At 68.3% G+C, this 16,520-nt stretch carries 20 protein-coding genes; 12 read left to right on the top strand and 8 right to left on the bottom strand.

The annotated features are described in order from the left end of the window. The 8 genes from GXW78_RS20970 to GXW78_RS20940 form a co-directional block, all read right to left on the bottom strand. Positions 1-463 (bottom strand): DUF669 domain-containing protein (locus GXW78_RS20970; protein ID WP_211870841.1); only part of this gene is annotated, 463 nt, incomplete at its 3' end. Between the two features lie 3 nt (positions 464-466). Continuing rightward, positions 467-1,258 (bottom strand): ATP-binding protein, encoded by a 792-nt coding sequence (locus GXW78_RS20965; RefSeq protein ID WP_211870840.1) that lies wholly within the window; start codon positions 1,256-1,258, stop codon positions 467-469. After that, a complete protein-coding gene (locus GXW78_RS20960; RefSeq protein ID WP_211870839.1) occupies positions 1,258-1,446 on the bottom strand; it encodes a hypothetical protein in 189 nt (62 codons plus the stop codon). Before GXW78_RS20960 ends, GXW78_RS20965 begins: the two co-directional genes overlap by 1 nt. Next, on the bottom strand, positions 1,446-1,922 hold the full coding sequence (locus GXW78_RS20955) for a hypothetical protein (protein WP_211870838.1): 477 nt from the start codon (positions 1,920-1,922) through the stop codon (positions 1,446-1,448). The genes GXW78_RS20960 and GXW78_RS20955 overlap by 1 nt, the downstream gene beginning before the upstream one ends. Before the next feature lie 29 nt (positions 1,923-1,951). Continuing rightward, on the bottom strand, positions 1,952-2,080 hold the full coding sequence (locus GXW78_RS28355; RefSeq protein ID WP_272876883.1) for a hypothetical protein: 129 nt from the start codon (positions 2,078-2,080) through the stop codon (positions 1,952-1,954). After that, positions 2,077-2,502, bottom strand: coding sequence for a hypothetical protein (locus GXW78_RS20950; RefSeq protein ID WP_211870837.1), 426 nt, complete (start codon positions 2,500-2,502; stop codon positions 2,077-2,079). Before GXW78_RS20950 ends, GXW78_RS28355 begins: the two co-directional genes overlap by 4 nt. Next, positions 2,502-2,885: a hypothetical protein gene (locus GXW78_RS20945; protein WP_211870836.1), complete on the bottom strand. Its 384-nt coding sequence runs from the start codon at positions 2,883-2,885 to the stop codon at positions 2,502-2,504. The genes GXW78_RS20950 and GXW78_RS20945 overlap by 1 nt, the downstream gene beginning before the upstream one ends. 65 nt (positions 2,886-2,950) lie before the next feature. Further along, positions 2,951-3,472, bottom strand: a complete 522-nt coding sequence (locus GXW78_RS20940) for a sigma factor (RefSeq protein ID WP_211870835.1) — start codon at positions 3,470-3,472, stop codon at positions 2,951-2,953. Positions 3,473-3,829: 357 nt separating this feature from the next. Between GXW78_RS20940 and GXW78_RS20935 the strand changes: the two genes are divergently transcribed. The 12 genes from GXW78_RS20935 to GXW78_RS20880 all read left to right on the top strand — a co-directional run bounded on the left by GXW78_RS20935 (position 3,830) and on the right by GXW78_RS20880 (position 16,518). After that, positions 3,830-4,558, top strand: a complete 729-nt coding sequence (locus tag GXW78_RS20935; protein WP_137126661.1) for an ImmA/IrrE family metallo-endopeptidase — start codon at positions 3,830-3,832, stop codon at positions 4,556-4,558. After that, the gene (locus tag GXW78_RS20930; RefSeq protein ID WP_137126662.1) at positions 4,558-4,839 is read left to right on the top strand and encodes a helix-turn-helix domain-containing protein; all 282 of its coding nucleotides are present in this window, start codon (positions 4,558-4,560) and stop codon (positions 4,837-4,839) included. Before GXW78_RS20935 ends, GXW78_RS20930 begins: the two co-directional genes overlap by 1 nt. A gap of 11 nt (positions 4,840-4,850) precedes the next feature. Continuing rightward, a complete protein-coding gene (locus GXW78_RS20925; protein WP_211870834.1) occupies positions 4,851-5,522 on the top strand; it encodes a hypothetical protein in 672 nt (223 codons plus the stop codon). Between the two features lie 283 nt (positions 5,523-5,805). Further along, entirely contained in the window at positions 5,806-6,312 is a 507-nt protein-coding gene (locus GXW78_RS20920) for a DUF2924 domain-containing protein (protein WP_211870833.1), read from the top strand. Beyond that, positions 6,309-7,661 (top strand): recombinase family protein, encoded by a 1,353-nt coding sequence (locus GXW78_RS20915; RefSeq protein WP_211870832.1) that lies wholly within the window; start codon positions 6,309-6,311, stop codon positions 7,659-7,661. The genes GXW78_RS20920 and GXW78_RS20915 overlap by 4 nt, the downstream gene beginning before the upstream one ends. Continuing rightward, positions 7,658-8,086 carry a hypothetical protein gene (locus tag GXW78_RS20910; protein WP_211870831.1) on the top strand — a complete coding sequence of 143 codons (429 nt, stop codon included), beginning with the start codon at positions 7,658-7,660 and terminating at the stop codon, positions 8,084-8,086. Before GXW78_RS20915 ends, GXW78_RS20910 begins: the two co-directional genes overlap by 4 nt. A 139-nt stretch (positions 8,087-8,225) precedes the next feature. Then, the gene (locus GXW78_RS20905; RefSeq protein ID WP_211870830.1) at positions 8,226-8,522 is read left to right on the top strand and encodes a hypothetical protein; all 297 of its coding nucleotides are present in this window, start codon (positions 8,226-8,228) and stop codon (positions 8,520-8,522) included. After that, positions 8,519-9,712, top strand: a complete 1,194-nt coding sequence (locus GXW78_RS20900; protein ID WP_211870829.1) for a cysteine desulfurase family protein — start codon at positions 8,519-8,521, stop codon at positions 9,710-9,712. Before GXW78_RS20905 ends, GXW78_RS20900 begins: the two co-directional genes overlap by 4 nt. Further along, positions 9,709-10,638, top strand: coding sequence for a DUF4007 family protein (locus tag GXW78_RS20895; protein WP_211870828.1), 930 nt, complete (start codon positions 9,709-9,711; stop codon positions 10,636-10,638). Before GXW78_RS20900 ends, GXW78_RS20895 begins: the two co-directional genes overlap by 4 nt. Beyond that, the gene (locus tag GXW78_RS20890) at positions 10,635-13,826 is read left to right on the top strand and encodes a hypothetical protein (RefSeq protein WP_246522481.1); all 3,192 of its coding nucleotides are present in this window, start codon (positions 10,635-10,637) and stop codon (positions 13,824-13,826) included. The genes GXW78_RS20895 and GXW78_RS20890 overlap by 4 nt, the downstream gene beginning before the upstream one ends. Continuing rightward, complete coding sequence (locus tag GXW78_RS20885) at positions 13,823-14,635, top strand: phosphoadenosine phosphosulfate reductase domain-containing protein (RefSeq protein WP_211870827.1); 813 nt, start codon at positions 13,823-13,825, stop codon at positions 14,633-14,635. The genes GXW78_RS20890 and GXW78_RS20885 overlap by 4 nt, the downstream gene beginning before the upstream one ends. Positions 14,636-14,646: 11 nt before the next feature. Then, positions 14,647-16,518 (top strand): hypothetical protein, encoded by a 1,872-nt coding sequence (locus tag GXW78_RS20880; RefSeq protein ID WP_211870826.1) that lies wholly within the window; start codon positions 14,647-14,649, stop codon positions 16,516-16,518. The last annotated feature ends 2 nt before the right edge of the window (positions 16,519-16,520 follow it).

The following is a 16,520-nucleotide window of genomic DNA, read 5'->3' as shown; positions in this document are numbered from 1 at the left end:
GGGGCCCCGGGCTGGCGGGGCGCGTGGCGTTGCCGGCGGCGCTGCCGGCGTTGGCCGCCGAGTAGCCGGCCACCTTGTTCCGCGCCTCGCGGTGCACGCCGTATTTGTCGGGACCTGCCGGCTCGACCTTCAACGTTACGATCAGCGGCTTGAAGTGCAGCTGCTCGCTGTCGCTGACATGCACCTGGCCCACCGCGTGGCAGATGGCCGACAGCGTGCGCTGCGCGATCTCGACCGTCTGCTCGTTGCGGTTCACCAGATTGAGCTGGTCGAAGATCTTCCGGCGCGCGGAGGGGCCCTCCAGCACCTCGAACACCAGCTTGAGGAGCTGCCCATCGCCCGCCTTCGTCGGCAGCATCTCGCTCTCGATCAGATGCGCGAGGTACTTGCCGGGCGGCAGCACCTCGAGCGGGACGGCGGGGGCGACCTCGGTCGCGTCAAAGGTTCCATTGAGGGATGCCATGGGTCAGCTCCGGGCTTCGGTGGTGGAGGCGGGGGCGCCGCTCGGCGGCGTCGCGTAGAAGGGGATGCCGGCGGCGAGGTCGGGCCAGGACAGCGGCAGCGTCTCGGCCAGGCCGAAGCGGTTCTTCGCCAGGAAAGCCGGGCGCTCGGCGGTGTGCAGCAGGCGGTCGCCGCCGCTGACGCCGCGGACCACCTTCTTGTTGAAGCCGACGTCGGACTTCAGCGTGCTGACGCGGTAGTTCGCGAAGAGCACGGCATCGACATGCTCCTGCACCAGGGCCGATGCGCTGCGGTGCAGCTTGGGCTGGTAGCGGTCGTAGGGTTCCGTCTCGGGGCTGTCGAAGCGCCGGATCTCGGCGTGGGCAATCAGGATGACGCCCATGCCGCGCTCGTCGCGCAGCGCATTCACGCCATCGAGGAAGCTGCGCCAGTTATCCAGCGCGGCGAGATACCCCTTGCCGTATCCGAAGGATTCGATGTCCGGCTGGTTATGGGTCTGCGCGGTGTGCTGCCAGACCAGCGGCTCCAGCCAGTCGAGGCTATCCACCACCAGCGTCTCGAAGTCGTGCACCTCGGTGTAGAGGCTGCCGAGCGCCTCCATCACCGCGTCGAAGCTGCGCAGCACGCCGAAGGTGGCCGCGCTGATCGTGCCGAGCCCGTCCTCGGTCTGCACGACAACCGGCCGCGGCGCGGATGTCGCGAAAAGCGTCTTGCCGACGCCGGCCACACCATAGGTGAGCAGCCGCGGCGGGCGCGCGTCGCCACCGCGCCGCAGGGATGCGAGGGAGATCGCCATCAGTGCGCCTCCTGCTTTACCGCACGAGGCTTGGCCTTGATGACGTCGACCTTGATGTCGCCGCCGGCGCGCGCGACGACCTCGGTGAAGCTGTCGAGCGTTGGTTCGAAGGCAGCGACGTCCTTCGCCCGGGCGACGGCATCGCCCTGCAGCGGGATGACGACCTGGATGCGGAGCTCGTGCGCCATCACGCGGCGTCCTTCTGTTCGAGGGTGTAGGAGGGGCGGCCGGTGGCGACGGTGCGCGCCGGCTCGAACACCGCACGGATGCGCGGCGGCCAGGCCGTGAAGCGGCTCTCCGGCACTCGGATCTCGGTGGTGACGTAGTCCGCGGGGTCCTCGCCCCAGGACACGATGGTGGCGACCGCCGCGGCCAGCTTCGGCTGGTCCCACGCCGCTTTCTTCGGCAGGTCGGCTACGACTTCGAAGGCGTCATCCGCGATGCGGACACGACCGGTGTCCTTGCCCTCGGCGCGACGGGCCGCCGCCGCGTGGGCGCCATACCGGGCATGCAGCGCGTCGTGCAGCAGGTCGGCGAGGTGCTTGGCGTCGGCCTTCAGCGCCCCGACCTCTTCCAGCAGCAGCGCCAGATGATCGGCGGGCAGGCGTGCGGCCTGCGCGGCGTCCATCTCGCGCAGCTGCGCCAGAGTCGTTCGATTGGTCATAGTGGTCCTGTTGGTTGAGGGGGTGGTGCTCATCGGATGGTCACCAAGCCGGCGAACCAGCAGAGCGCGATGAAGCCGCCGGCCAGCAGCGCGCCACTGGTCAGGTCGCGGAGGGCTTCGCCGACGGCGCGCGGGCGGAGGGTGTTGCCTGGGCTCACGGCGTCACCTCTGCGATCGCGTCGGCCGGCGCCCGCGGGCCTTGCTCGGCCAGGCGCGCGCGGCGGGCACGATCGCGATCGGCATCTGGGTTCGCCTGCACGGCGCTGAGGCGGATGATCTCCATCCAGACATGCAGAGGCACAACCACCAGGGGCGTCGCGCGATCGCGAATGAGAAACAGCACGTCGTTACTGCCGAGCCAGCGCTCCAGTGTGCGGAAGCCGCTGCCTTCGCCGCGCGCCTTGACCTCCGCCTTGAGCGGCTCGGGTCCGCGGACGTAGAGATCCACGTCGGCGCCGTTGCCGCGATAGCGCAGGGCGCCGGAGAGCGGCACGCGCTCGGCCCGGATGCCGCACTTGACGTGCAGCTCGACGATGGCGCGCTCGCGGCGCAATCCCTTATCGCGGGAGGGTTTGCCCACTACGCGGCCTCCCGGCCAAGCAGGTCGGCCAGCACGTAGCCGGCGGCGCTGCGGGCACTCAGCGGCCGAGGCCGGACGACCAGCAGATAGGCGCAGCGCCCCTCAGCCATGCGACGCTGCAGAAGGTGACCGAGGCCAGCCTCCGCCATCGCCCAGACGCGCCGCGCCACCGCTTCGAGATCCTCGCGCCGCTCGGGCGACAGTTCGGACGCGGCTTTGTCGCGATCACGTGCCAGCAGGCCAATGTGGTAGACGATGGCATCGCCGGGCGACGCATCGGCAAAGCGATCGCACAGGCCGTTCTCGGTCATCACGACATCGAGCAGATCCTCGATGCTCGACATGAGTGCGGTCGACAGCAGTTCAGGGGATGTGAAGCGCATCGTGTGGGGCTCCCTTCGACGCGTGGTGCTCACTTTGTTATTTACGGATCTGCGCGAAATCCTTCTCACGGCCCCGATCGCATCGGCGCCGTCGCACGCATGGGTGCTGCCGCCGCAGGACGCACGCCGAGCGCGCGAAGCCAGCAGCGCAGGTCGTGGAGCTCGCGATAGAAGGTGGCGGGAGAGACAGCGCCGGCGTCGCGCGCCGCTGCGACATCACGGTGCAGGATGATCCGCCGCAACAGCGCTCGCGGTGCCGGCGGCAGATCCTCGCCGACGCGCCCGAATGCGATGCCGATGTCGGGATCTGCGTGCGGCACCACGAGGGAACTGCGGATGTCAGCAGCAAACTCGCCATCGAGGGACACGCACGCCGGCGGCGATGGCTGCCGCGCCCGATCGATGACCGCACGCCGCGCGAGCACGGCGACGAAGGTGGTCCAGGACGCCCGCGTGACGTCGTAGCGCTGGCCCGCCTCAAGGATGACCAGCAGGATGTCCTGGGTCAGGTCCTCCCGGTCCTCCCGGGGCAGGCGACGCTGCCGGGCGAAACGCGCGGCGTGGCAGCGAGCCGCCGCCAGAGCCACGCGGACCTGACGTTCGTCCCATTTTTCAGGAAGATTCGCCTGCGACTTCTGTTTCTCTCTCATCCCACGGCCCTTCCGGCTCGGTTGATTGCGATGAGCCGAGATCAGCGCCGCGGTAGGGGGTGCGGCTAGGGCAAGGGGGTGCGCAGGGGTGCGCTGAACACTTCCACTGATCCCCGCACCCCATAACGAATCAATGCACTAGCACTCACCGTCAATCACTTACGCACCAGGGGGTGCAGGGTGCCCGCGACCACCGCACCCCCTCCCGCCGAGAGCGCTGGACTCTCCTGCGGGCAGGAACATACAGTGAACTTACCGTTGCCCAATCATCTCTAAACCAGGGACCTGGTTCCTATGTCCATCGCGATCGCCTATCCCGCAGCCGCTGCGCTCAGCCCGCGCCAGGACGCAGCTGCCCCAGCCATTCGTACTGTCGCCGCCCAGGTCCGGCGCCAGATCCCGCGCGAGCCTGACAGCCTTGCGCTCACCCTTCCGGCACTGATCGATGCCTGTCGCGCGGTCGAGGTGAACGAGCAGCGCCTGTCCGTGTCCTGGGAACTGGGCCGCGCGCTGCGCGACGAGTTCGGCCACACGGTGCTCGGCCTCTGCGACATCGATGCGCACGAACCGGGCTGGGCCTACATCGCGGTCAATGGACCGATGACAGCCAATCGCCCTGACCTGGCGCTGAGCACGGCGGCGCATGAGCTTGGCCATCTGCTGTTCGACGTGCCGGCCGCGCTGGCCAGGGGAGACCAGCGCTATCACGCGGTGGCCAGTTCCCCGCGGGCGCTCGAACGCCAGGGTCGTGGCGCTGAAGCGCGCGCCAATGAATTCATGGGCGCCCTGCTGGTGCCGCCAGTGCCGCTGCACACGCGGTTGCTGGCCTATGCGCGCAGCGAAGGGCTGCGGCTTTGCCGCGGGCCGCACCAGGGCCGGCCGGCCAGTCCGATCGTCGCAGCCGGCAATCCGCCCGATGTTCTCGCCGGCGTGCTGGCGGCGCTGGCCGGCGATTTCGGTGTGTCGGAGCGGTTCATCGCCGTGCGCCTGTCTCGCTACGGCCTGGTGGAAGGAGACGCGTGATGGCGTTCGGCGATGTGGTGCGCGCCCGGCGCACGGAACTCGCGATAGGGCTCAACGATCTGGCCGAGCGGATGGGGATCTCCCCCGGCTACTGGTCTCGGATCGAGCGCAATCTCGACAAGCCACCGAGCGACGAGGTGGTCCAGCGCGCCGCGGCGATCCTTGGCATTCCGCTCGACGCGTTGTTTGTCGAGGCAGAGCGCCTGCCGCCCGACATGCGCAAGGACATGGGTCGCGTCGTGCTGGCCTATCGGCGCCTGCGCAGCATGCGTGCGGGCTGACGGAGGTCGCGATGGCAAATCCGCCGAAGAAGAAGGTCTTCTATCAGATCGACGAAGTGTGCCAGCGGCTCGGGCTGTCGCTGCTCGACATGTCGGTGTTGGTATCCGAGAGAAAGATCCAGCTCTGCACCGCGGTGGCTGGCTTGCTGGTTGAGGACGGGTACCACGAGGTCGAGCTCGATGGCGATGCCGCGCCGATCCCTGATGACCGCCGTCGTGTTCAGGGCCTCGTCGACCTGAAGCCGGACGATGCGTGGTTCGTTCTGCGGCATGGATCGCAGACGATTTTCTGGCTGGCCGCCGAGCCGGGTTTCTATCGGCGCCTGGTCAGCACGAGCGAAGAGGATCGCGGCTACACGGTCATCCGTGACGAGGTCGGTGTGCGCCACGAGGAGCTCGCGCGCTACGCGGCCACCGAGGAAGCGCTGGACAACATCGCGCTTGGCCCGAAGGCCGTAGGACGCGGCTCGCAGCCGACTTACGATTGGGATGCAGCTCGGCTCGAGGCATGCCGGCTGATCTACTTCGAGGGCGTGCCCGACTCCTTCGGCGCTCTGATCCGGCACGTGCAGGGCTGGTTTGCTGAGAAGGGCGGACGGGTGCCCGACGAGAGCACGATGAAGCGTCGGCTGCGCGATGTCTGGGCCATCTTCGGGTCGGAGGCGAAGCGGAAGGCGGCGTGATCGGGGTGCTTCGCGTGATGCCGTGAGAACGGCACCACCCCAAATCCGTACATAACAGGCAGGACCATGCGTGTTGGATCGCGATGCCCCTGCCGAACCCGACCAATCACTACCTCCCGCCCCACATACGCGAGGTCTGCGACCTTCTCGCCCGCGGCCTGCTGCGGCTGCACAGCCGCGCTGCCGAGGAAGCCGCGCGCCACGCCGCGGACCGCGGAGAGCGGTTGCTACACTTCCCGGCCGCTCAGCGCCGTCATGCGAACCGGATCACCCGGAGAGACGCATGACGCGCACCACCAAGCCCAAGCCAGGCACCCCGCCGGCGTTCACCGCTCCCGCCATCCCGCCCGCCGACGTCCTGGGCCGGCTCGCCGCCTTGAAGACCGCGGCGACGCCTCTTCTGAAGCAGCAGTGGCGGGAGCTCTTCGGCACCGAGCCGCCGCCCTACAATCGGCGGTTCCTGGAGAGCCGTCTCGCCTATCGGATCCAGGAGCTTGCCTATGGTGGCCTGAAGCCCGAGACGCTCGCGCGCCTTGAGGTCCTGGGCGAGCAGTTCGATGGGGGCAAGATCGCCGTCCGCCGGAAGCGCGGCGAAGACAAGCCGATCGCTGGGACGCAGCTGATTCGCGAGTACCAGGGCGTCGAGCACATGGTGACCGTGACGCGCGCCGGCTACGAGTATCAAGGCCGGCCCTACCAGTCGCTCTCCGCGATTGCCCGCGCCATCACCGGCACGCGCTGGAACGGGCGTGTGTTCTTCGGGCTGCGCCCGAGCCGGAGCGCGGCATGAAGCGCGATGCGAAGCCAGCCGGCGTGATGCCGGCGCCCGTGCGGAAGCTGCGCTGCGCGGTCTACACTCGAAAATCGAGCGAGGAAGGGCTCGACATGGAGTTCAACTCCCTCGACGCCCAGCGGGAGGCCTGTGAGGCGTTCATTGCCAGCCAGCGCGCCGAGGGATGGGTGCTGGTGCGCGACCGCTACGATGATGGCGGGATCTCCGGCGGTACCCTCGAACGCCCTGCGCTGAAGCGCCTCGTCGCCGACATCCAGGAGGGGCTGGTCGACGTCGTGGTTGTGTACAAGATCGACCGTCTCTCCCGCTCGCTGGTCGACTTCACCAAGCTGGTCGAGGTGTTCGACGCGAACAGCGTGACCTTCGTGTCCGTAACGCAAAGCTTCAACACCACGACCAGCATGGGGCGGCTGACGCTGAACATCCTGCTCAGCTTTGCCCAGTTCGAAAGAGAGGTCATTGGCGAGCGCATCCGCGACAAGGTGGCGGCATCGCGCAAGCGCGGCATGTGGATGGGCGGCTATGTGCCGCTCGGCTACGACGTCCGCGAGCGGAAGCTTGTCGTAAACGATGCCGAACCGGCGCTGGTGCGGCGGATCTTCCAGGGCTTCGTCGAGACGGAGTCCTGCACCAAGCTGGTCCAGGCGCTGCGCGCCGAGGGAGCCACCACGAAGCGGGGCCGCCCGCTCACGAAGAGCGACGTCTACCGGATCCTCAGCAACCGCGTGTATCTCGGCGAGGCGGTACACAAGGGCACGGCCTATCCCGGCGAGCACGACGCCATCGTCGACCAGGCGCAGTGGGATGCGGTGCACGCCGTCCTGCAGGTCAGCCCGAGGGTGCGGATCAACCGGACGCGGAACACGACCGCGCCGCTGCTGCGCGGGCTGATCTTCGACAGCGACGGCCGCGCCATGTCGCCGAGCCACAGCCGCGGCAGGGGCGGGCAGATGTACCGCTACTATGTGAGCCAGGCCGTGCTGAAGGGCGGCGCGACGGAGCGGCCGGCGATCCCGCGGCTTCCGGCCGGCGAGATCGAGGCGGCGGTTGTCGCCCAGGTGCGGGCGCTGCTGCGGCAGCCCGAGATGGTGGTCGGCACGTGGCGGGCGGCGCGCACGACATCGCCGGACGTCACCGAGCAGGAGGTGCTGCTGGCGCTGGAGCGGATCGAACCCCTCTGGGACGAGCTCTTCCCTGCCGAACGGGCGCGCATCGTGCGGCTGCTGGTGGACCGGGTCGACGTTCAGGCCGAGGGCGCAGCGGTGCGGCTGCGGCTGGACGGGCTCGGCAGCCTGGTGCGCGACCTCGCCGCCCAGGCCCCCGACGCCGGGAGGGCGGCGGCATGAGCGACGCGGCGCAGACCCTGACGGTGGTCATCCCCCTCCGGGTGAAGCCGCGCGGCGGGCGGAAGGCGATGGTCGCGCCGGGCGTACTGGCGCTGGAACGCCGGCAGGACATCACGCTCATCAAGGCGGTGGCGCGGGCGTTCCGGTGGCGGCGGATGCTGGAGTCGGGGCGCTTTGCGACCATTAACGAGCTCGCCGCGGCCGAGAAGATCAACTCGTCCTATGTCTCGCGCGTGCTGCGGCTGACGCTGCTGGCGCCGGACATCGTGGAGGCCATCCTCGATGGGCGCCAGCCAGAAGGGATGACGCTGCCGGGGCTGCTGGAGCCGTCCCCTCCGGAATGGGAACAGCAGCGAGCGCAATGGCCGCTTCCCGTTGGTGGTGATCCAGTGCCGCGCCGCCCGAGCGCTCCCACGCTTGCGTAACGCCGGGAGTGTGCCACCGGTTATCAGATACGTTTCATCCACGAAGTGATCGCCGTCACACCTGCTTGCACCAATGGGCTTCACGAAGCACACAAAGTTGATAATCTTGCCGGAAATTTAGCCGGCAGGTGATCCAGCGATGGGCTCCGCATCCTTCATGCGCCTAATACTCGGCTCTCCCTTCGCTATTCCGTATCAGCGCTGGCAGCTCGATCCCGACGGGCAGCCGAAGACCAAGGTAATTGGCGGCCTGCGGTATGCCGACCTAATTGCGCTAGCCTCCAAGCCGAAGAAGCGGCGCCTTGCCCTTCCCGGCATCCGCACGCTCCCTGAGCGGATGATCGATGTGCAGCTCGAGGTGCTACAGCGCGGCTTTTCCGTCACAGAACGCTTCGAGGACATCCGGAAGGACTACCCAGCCGCGAGGCAGTCGTGACGGTCGTCGCGCGACTGCCAGACAGCCTTGATCTGCCTTCCCCTATCTATCTCGACCACAACGCCACGACGCGCCCATTGCCGCAGGTGATTGAACGCGTCGCCCGGACGATGGCCGAGACGTGGGCCAACCCGTCGAGCGCGCATTGGTTAGGTGGCGAGGCTCGAGTTGAGCTGGAGGTGGCGCGCGACGGCGTATGCGAACTGGTAGCTGGGGCGGTTCCAGACGGGGTTTTCTTTACGTCTGGAGGAACCGAGGCGAATAACATCATCCTGCTAGGGGGCGATCCTGCCCCTGCTTGGCGGTGCGTGATCACGTCGCGGGTCGAGCATGCGTCCGTGCTTCGTCCGGCCGAGGCACTCGGAAGGCGCGGTTGCCAAGTCGTGTATCTCGACGTTTCCGCCGACGGTCTTCTTGACCCCGAGGCGCTCCGGCTCGCCGCCGTCGCAGCGTCACCCGGCCCTCTCCTTGTCAGCATTCAGTGGGCGAACAGCGAAACTGGGGTCGTTCAGCCAGTGCACGCGCTCGCTGCCGCCGTACGATCGGTCCGTCCCGACGCATTCTTCCACTGCGACGCTGCCCAAGCAATTGGCCGGATCCCGGTCGATGTTGCGGCAAGCGGGATCGATGCGCTGACATTTTCAGGCCACAAGGTGCATGGTCCCCAAGGGACTGGCGCGCTCATCTTGGCTGATCCGGACGAACGTCGCGTGGCCGCGCTCGTCCGCGGCGGTGGACAGGAGCGGGGTCTCCGCTCCGGCACCCACAACCTACCGGGCGCGGTTGGTCTCGGGTTGGCGGCTGCCATCAGAGCGCGATCGCTGGAGGATGCGGCGGCGCGCATGCGGGCGGCTCGGAACACATTTGAGGACAGCTTGGCTGAGCTTGTGCCTGACGCCCGGATCAACGGTGCCGCATCGCCGCGCCTTCCGAATACTTCCAACGTCCGCTTCCCCGGGAGCGATGGGACGGAGATCATGGCTCGGCTGGACGCTCAGGGAATCGCTTGCTCGCAGGGATCTGCCTGCTCGAGCGGCAAGCCCGAACCGTCGCACGTCTTGCGCGCGATGGGTCTCTCCGAGGGGGATGCCTTTTCCAGCGTCAGGTTCTCCTTTTCGGCGCTCAACACGATCGAAGAGGCACGGCGAGCAGCGCGCGCCGTCGCTCAGGCATTGGGGAAGTACGTATGACGGCGGCAGCCGCGACCAATGAGCGCCGGAAATTCGAGTTCGGGCGGCACGAGACCTTCGCCGTCCGGCATGGCTGGCTCGGGAAGGGCATCAGCCACATGACCGGCGCGGATGAGGGCTTCCACGACGAAGAGACCGCCGTCGTGAAACTCGGTCTGGGCAGCCGGATGGTGAAGTCCCTTCGCTACTGGATGGAGGCGACCGGACTCGCCGAGCGCGACGATGGCGAGGGAGAGGCGCGCCGGTCGCGCGACCTCCGGCTGACCAGGCTTGCGCGCGTGATTCAGGACCACGACCCTTACCTCGAGTATCCGGCCACCTGGTGGTTCGTGCATTTGCACCTGGCCCGTCGCGTGAACAGCGTCTGGGGCTGGTTCTTCTCCGACTTCCGTGAGCGTAATTTCGACCGTGCGGTCTGCGTGGAGGCATACGTCCGGCACCTCAGACTCAACGCCACCAAGGAGCCCTCCCAGCAGGTCGCGCAGCGCGACGTTGCCTGCGCGCTGATCGCCTACGCCGCGCCAGCCGCCGCCGAGCCGCAGGATCCGGAGGACGGCACGTCCTCGCCCCTGCGAGACCTCGGACTCGTGGTGAAGCATGCCGACACCGGCCGCTTCGAAAAGACGCGCCCACTTGACGGCGTGCCGCTTGAGGCGTTCGCGGCTTGCGTCGCGCTCGCGGCGGCTGACGTGGGCCAGGAGGCCATGTCGGTCGGCGAGATGCTCGGGCGCCGCGGCGGCCCGGGCACGGTCTTCAATCTCGACGCCGAGACCATCGAAGACATGGCGATTCGGGCCGCCGCGGAGTTCAAGGGGCGCGGGGTCGCTCTCGACCTGCTCGGCGCGGAGCGTCGGCTGCGTGTCCCGACGACGGACGCGGCGGACTGGCTCGACCGGCACTTCCAGCGCATCGGGGCTGCGGCATGAGCGGCGTGGTCCGGTTCCGCTCGGTCAACCTTCGCGAAGATCTGCTCGATCCGCGCAGGCTAGCCCACTATCAGCCGACTCGGCGCTCAGCGCCGGTCGTTCGCGCCGTCCTCGAGAGCGGGGCGCGCATGGTGATCGCCGCCTACGGCAGCGGGAAGTCGCTGGCGGCGGGGGTGGGATGCCTCCTCGTCTCCAACGGCGACAAGACTGTCCTGCGGGACGTCGTGGCGAAGATGGGGTCGGTGGACCCTGACTTGGCCATCGCGGCCGAGCGCCGCACGAAGCAGCGCGACCGCGGTCGGATCATCGTGCTCAGCGGTCACGTCCGCGATCTTCCAGGCGCGCTGTGCGAGGCAGTCGGCGCGAAGAAGGGCCGCGGAATCGAGGCCGCCCTCGACGCGCTAGAAGCCTTGGACGGCGCGGACCGCATCGCCATCGTGTGGGACGAGTTCGGCCGCCACCTGGAAGGCATCGTCAACGAGGGGCGATCGCGAGAGCTCGACGCGGTGCAGCGGCTGGCGGAGTGGGCCGTCCGCGCGCGCGAGCCGTCGGCGAGCCTCACGCTCCTACTGCACCAGAACCTGCTCGCCTACGCCACCGTCCTGAACCAGACCTCGCGGAACGAGTGGCGGAAGATCGAGGGGCGCTTCGAGCAGATCCGCTTCGTCGAGGACAGCCAAGAGCTATACGGGCTTGCCGCGACAGTCATCTCCGAGCGCCGACCGGACGGGGTCCGGCCCCCTAAGGAGGCGGTCCTCCGCCGCGCCGCGCGCGGCGCCATCGCCGCTGGCTGGTTCGACGGCATGTCCGACGAGGGCCACGTCGCCGCCCTGCTCGGGCGCGCCTATCCTGTCTCGGCGGCGGCACTGCACGTGCTTCCGCGCCTCGTTGCGCGGATCGGCCAGAACGAGCGCAGCCTTTTCGGCTTCATCGACAGCGCCAACCTGTCCCGGTCGATCGGGATGGAGGAGGTGTACCAGGGCATCTCAGACTCCATGCGGTCGGACGTCGGCATCGGCGGCTCTCACCGTCGCTGGGTCGAGACCGAGACCGCACGCAGCCGGGCGGCCGACGACGTGGAGCGCGAGGCGCTCGCGGCGGCTTGCCTTCTCCAGATGGGCGTGGATGGCGAGCGGCGCAGGCTGGCACGCGCAACCCTCGAGACGGCGGTCTCGAGCCACGGCGGCGTTTCCGCCGATCGCGCCGCCCAGGCCGTCGAGGCGCTCATCGCGCGGAAGCTCCTCCTGCACCGTAAGCTGAACGACGACGTCTCCATCTGGCATGGCGCCGACGTGGACCTCGCGAGCCGCGTCCGGGACGAGCGCGCGCGGCGGATGGAGGGGTTCGACCTCCTGTCCTTCCTGGAGGCTCAGCATCCCGCGCCGTTCGTGCGCCCGACAGGTCACAACCTGAAGTTCGGCACGGCGCGATACGTGACGGGTAGATACGTCCGCGCCAGCGACGTGGGAGCGGGCGCTTCTCCGCCCGCGGCCGACCATGGCAGGTCGGAATGGGGACAGGTCTACTACGTGCTGGCCGACTCGGCCGAGGAGCTCGACCGCGCCCGCAGGCGCGTCGAGGCAGGATGGCCGGGTTCCGACTGTGCGCTCGTGGTCCTGCCCTCCGAGCCGATCTCCGTGCTCGAGGCGGCGCTCGAGATCGACGCCCTCGTCGCGCTGCAGGCCGACAGCTCTCTCGAAGCAGAAGACCCGCTCGTCCGCCAGGAGCTGACCGAACTCCTGGCCGTCGCGCGGAGGCAGCTCGCGGTGCTGTTGCACAGGCTGACCACGGACCGACCGACCGCGGCCGAATGGTGGCGTGCCGGGGAGCGCTTGCGGGTGAACCGCGACTACCCTGGGGGCGTGGCCGCCAGCTCGCTGTTGGACGCGCTGTATCCGCGGACGCCTCGGATCGTGAACGACCAGCTGATGCGAAACCGCCTGTCGCGCCAGATGGAGACGGCCCGCATCCGCGTCCTGACCCGGATCCTCGAGCGTGGCGGGAGTCCGCGGTTTGGTTACCGCGAGGAGGAGCTGACCTCCGCCGAAGGCTCGGTCCTCAAGACCGTGCTGGAGGAGACGGGCCTCTACTCCTCGGAGAGTGACGCTGGCCGCTTCGCGGCTCCGGAAGACCTGCGAGACCCGGGCCTCCGCGCCGCCTGGGCCATTGTCGCCGAATTCTTCCGGTCACCGGGCCGGAAGTCCCTCGCCGACATTGTGTCCACCCTGTCGGCTCCCCCGATCGGCCTTCCGGCGGGCGTGCTGCCGCTCTTGGTCGTCGCAGGCTTCAAGGCGTTCGGCCGCGCCGTGAGTCTTCGCGTCGATGGCGCCTACCCGAGCGACGTGCTGGGCTTCGACGCGAGCCGCATGTTCCTCGACCCGCAGCGCGTCGAGGTCGAGGTCCATCCATCGGACGAAGAGACCCGCCGCTACCTTTCGGAATTGGCCTACATCTTCAGCCATCGGACGCCCGGTCCGATGGACGACGCCGTCCGCTTCGCGGCCGACGCGCTGTCCGCGTGGCGGCGTTCCCTGTCGGACGGCGTCCGGCGCTCCAGGCGGCACACGGACGACGGCCGAAAACTGCTGAGCCTGCTGGCCGACATCGACGACCCCCCGCGGCTGATCCTGTCGGCGCTCCCCGAGGCGTTCGGCAACCTGCACAAGGGCGGACGCTTCGCCTCGGCGCTCCGGGTGGCCGAGAAGGCCCGTGCGGACGTGGACCGCCTCGTCGAGGGCTACACGCGCGAGGCCGTGGAGGTCGTTGCCGACGTGCTGAGCCTGCGGCGGAGCGACGACCCGGTCGCCGGCGTCCAGACCTGGGTCCGCTGCTTCGACGTGCCGTCGCTCCTTCGCCGCGAGGACCTGACGATGATCGACAAGGCGGTCTTGCGCACGGCGCTCGATACGACGAACGGGCGATACACCGCCGAGAGCCTGGCGCGCGCGGTGAGCTCGGTCCTGCTCCAAAGAGGAATCGATCGCTGGGAGGACGGCACAGCGTCACAGCTTCGCAAGGCGCTGCGCGAGTGCCGCGTGCGCATAGAGGATGCGGCGCTGTCCGATCTGACGCCGGGCGGCGACCTCGAGGAGGTCATCAACGCCCGAATCGAGGCACTACAGGCGCAGCTCAGGAAGATCCGGGAGAACGCGGCGCCAATGCAGCTGGCCGCAGGGGGGACGAGATGACTACGGTTGCGAAGACGGAGGATGCAGTCCGTGACGCCTCGGCGCGCCACATCGTGCCGCTGTCGGGCGGTAAGGACAGCACGGCGTTGTCGATTTACCTTGCGCAAAGATATCCGCACGTCGCGTTCGAGTATGTCTTCTCCGACACGGGTGCGGAGCTGCCGGAGACCTACGACTACTTCGAGCGGCTTGAGCACGTCCTCGGGCAGAAGGTCACCCGGATCACCGCGCTCGAGATGCTCGGCGTCGGGGAGAAGCCGGGCCGGAACCCGTTCGACGTGGTGCTCTACGACCACTTCTCCGGGTTTCTCCCGAGCCCCCGTTCCCGCTGGTGTACGCGGATGCTGAAGATCCACCCGTTCGAGCGGTACATCGGGCCCGATAGGGCGTACTCCTACATCGCGATCCGCGCAGACGAGAACCGCTCGGGCTATCTGGGCAACGGGAAGCCGGTGCTGCTCTCCGAGCAGCCGAACATCACCCCGGTCTACCCGTTCAAGGACGAAGGTATCACCCTGGCGGACGTGCAGCGCACGCTCGATGAGAGCGGCCTCGGCGCGCCGGGTTACTACGATTGGCGGTCCCGTTCCGGCTGCTACTTCTGCTTCTACCAGCAGATCGGTGAATGGCAGGGACTGCGCGAGCGACACCCCGAGCTGTTCGAGAAGGCAAAGACGTACGAGGGCGGCCGGAACGGACGCCGCTACACTTGGGTGGACGGACGCTCCCTGTCCGACATCGAACGCATGCCGAGGCGCGACATGAAGCCGAAGTCGGACGACGACGGCTGCGCGATCTGCCACCTTTGAGCGGGGGCGCCGTGATGAAGGACAACCCTCTCGTAGCGTTCCTCGCGAGCTACGGCCCATCCGCCGCGTCGGACTCCCTTGCAGACGAGCACGTACAGACGGCGGTCGCACGTCATGGCGTCGCCGCCATCGAGGCGCCCGCGCCGAAGTTCGACGCCATGAAGGAGGCGCTGCTCGGGGTCGACCCATGCAGCGTCATCCTCACCGGGACCGCGGGGGACGGAAAGACCTATCACATCCGCCGCTTCTACATCGACGCGGCGTCGGGCGATCCGAAGCAGTGGCCGGGCAAGGAGGGCGTCCTCCGGACCTCGGTCCATGGACGGCCGCTCCGCATAATTCGGGATCTCAGCCAACTCACCGACGCGGCGAAGGCCGAAGAGATCGAGGGTGTCACCCGTAGCCTCCTAGGTGAGGACCGCGAGACTCTCTACCTGGTCGCGGCGAACGACGGCCAGCTGCTCAAGTTCTGGCGCGACGCCTATGAGAGGGAGGAACAAGCGGCGCCTCGGAAGGCGCGCTACGAGGCTGTGCTCCGGACGCTCACCGACATGCTGCATCGGGATCGGGAAGCCCCCGAGGAGGGCAAGCTGCGCGTCCGCCTTCTGAACCTCAGCCGGACTGTCACCGGCGAGACGCTCGACGCCGTCCTCGACAGCATCCTGAAGCACGAGGCGTGGGACAGCGGCTGCGCGCGGTGCCCCCAGGCGAAGTCGACCACCAATCCGTGCCCGATCCACCTGAACCGTGCGCTCCTGATGGGCTCCGGGCCGGATGGGGCGGACGCGTTCCGGCGCCGCCTCAAGCAGGCTATCCGCATCGCCGCGCTGAACGACCAGCACGTGCCGATCCGCCAGATCCTAATCCTCGTCGTCAACATCCTGCTCGGGGATTCGAAGAAGCGCGACCACCCCATGCTGACCTGCGGGGAGGCGCGGAAGCGGGCGAAGGATCTCGACTACGCGCGCACGAACCCGTTCGGGAACGCCGTCGGCCTCAATGTCCGGCCCGAGAGGCGGCGCGCGCTGACGGTCTTCTCCGCGCTGGAGACTTTCGGTGTTGGGAGCGAGACCAACACGGCGCTCGACAATTTGCTTATGGATTGCACGCCTGCCGATACGGCGGCGAAGCTGGAGACTAGAGACCCGATATACGGGAACGCCCTCTTCCGCCAGCGGCTCCGCCACTACCGCGATGGCACGGAGGCCGCGGCCGGCGTCAACGGCTTCGCCGCGGCCCTCGAGGCGCAGAGGCGCAGACTCTTCTTCCTCATGGACGCGCCCGACGGTGCGGGACAGATCTCGCCCTGGCGGCTCACCATCTATCACCACGCCGGGGAATACTTGGCGTTCGCGCAAGCATTGACCGCGACGCCTCCGGCCGACCCGGCTCTCGTGGACACGATCACGGGCAAGCTCGTGAAGGGGATCAACCGCACCCTGACGGGCATGATGGTCGAGGACACGCAGCGCATCTGGCTCGCCCGGTCGATCGGCAGGTCCGACGGCTCGAGTGGAAGGTTCACTTCGCTCGACCCGGTTCCTCGGCGGGCCGCGACCCCGCAGCGGCTGACGGCCGCCCTCGACCCGGCCACGGGTCGTCCGCGCCTGCATGTGGTGCTGCGGACGCCGGGGCAACCGGACCTGGCCTCGGCGCCGCTGGAGCTGCGGCCGCTCCTGTTCGAGTACCTCATGCGGGTCGCCGACGGCAGCCTTCCCTCGAGTTTCTCGCGTCAGTGCCAACAGGAGGTCCGGCATTTTGCACTGGCAGCCTCCTCGTTCATCGAGAACCACTTCACGCGGGACGAGACGGAGTACCTGCCGATCCAAATTCTCTCGGTCGGCCAGGACGGCCAGATCCAGAGCCGCGACATCGGAGTCTGACC

The sequence above is a fragment of the Neoroseomonas terrae genome (assembly GCF_018129025.1).
In the GTDB taxonomy this organism is placed as follows: domain Bacteria; phylum Pseudomonadota; class Alphaproteobacteria; order Acetobacterales; family Acetobacteraceae; genus Neoroseomonas; species Neoroseomonas terrae.
This window is presented reverse-complemented; position numbering and strand designations above follow the sequence as displayed.

Coding starts and splice junctions, on each gene's coding strand:
- GXW78_RS20890 (WP_246522481.1), top strand. CDS start 10,635: ATGAGCGGCGTGGTCCGGTTCCGCTCGGTCAACCTTCGCGAAGATCTG.
- GXW78_RS20895 (WP_211870828.1), top strand. CDS start 9,709: ATGACGGCGGCAGCCGCGACCAATGAGCGCCGGAAATTCGAGTTCGGG.
- GXW78_RS20915 (WP_211870832.1), top strand. CDS start 6,309: ATGAAGCGCGATGCGAAGCCAGCCGGCGTGATGCCGGCGCCCGTGCGG.
- GXW78_RS20910 (WP_211870831.1), top strand. CDS start 7,658: ATGAGCGACGCGGCGCAGACCCTGACGGTGGTCATCCCCCTCCGGGTG.
- GXW78_RS20885 (WP_211870827.1), top strand. CDS start 13,823: ATGACTACGGTTGCGAAGACGGAGGATGCAGTCCGTGACGCCTCGGCG.
- GXW78_RS20965 (WP_211870840.1), bottom strand. CDS start 1,258: ATGGCGATCTCCCTCGCATCCCTGCGGCGCGGTGGCGACGCGCGCCCG.
- GXW78_RS20925 (WP_211870834.1), top strand. CDS start 4,851: ATGGCAAATCCGCCGAAGAAGAAGGTCTTCTATCAGATCGACGAAGTG.
- GXW78_RS20955 (WP_211870838.1), bottom strand. CDS start 1,922: ATGACCAATCGAACGACTCTGGCGCAGCTGCGCGAGATGGACGCCGCG.
- GXW78_RS20905 (WP_211870830.1), top strand. CDS start 8,226: ATGGGCTCCGCATCCTTCATGCGCCTAATACTCGGCTCTCCCTTCGCT.
- GXW78_RS20920 (WP_211870833.1), top strand. CDS start 5,806: ATGACGCGCACCACCAAGCCCAAGCCAGGCACCCCGCCGGCGTTCACC.
- GXW78_RS20935 (WP_137126661.1), top strand. CDS start 3,830: ATGTCCATCGCGATCGCCTATCCCGCAGCCGCTGCGCTCAGCCCGCGC.
- GXW78_RS20960 (WP_211870839.1), bottom strand. CDS start 1,446: ATGGCGCACGAGCTCCGCATCCAGGTCGTCATCCCGCTGCAGGGCGAT.
- GXW78_RS20945 (WP_211870836.1), bottom strand. CDS start 2,885: ATGCGCTTCACATCCCCTGAACTGCTGTCGACCGCACTCATGTCGAGC.
- GXW78_RS20930 (WP_137126662.1), top strand. CDS start 4,558: ATGGCGTTCGGCGATGTGGTGCGCGCCCGGCGCACGGAACTCGCGATA.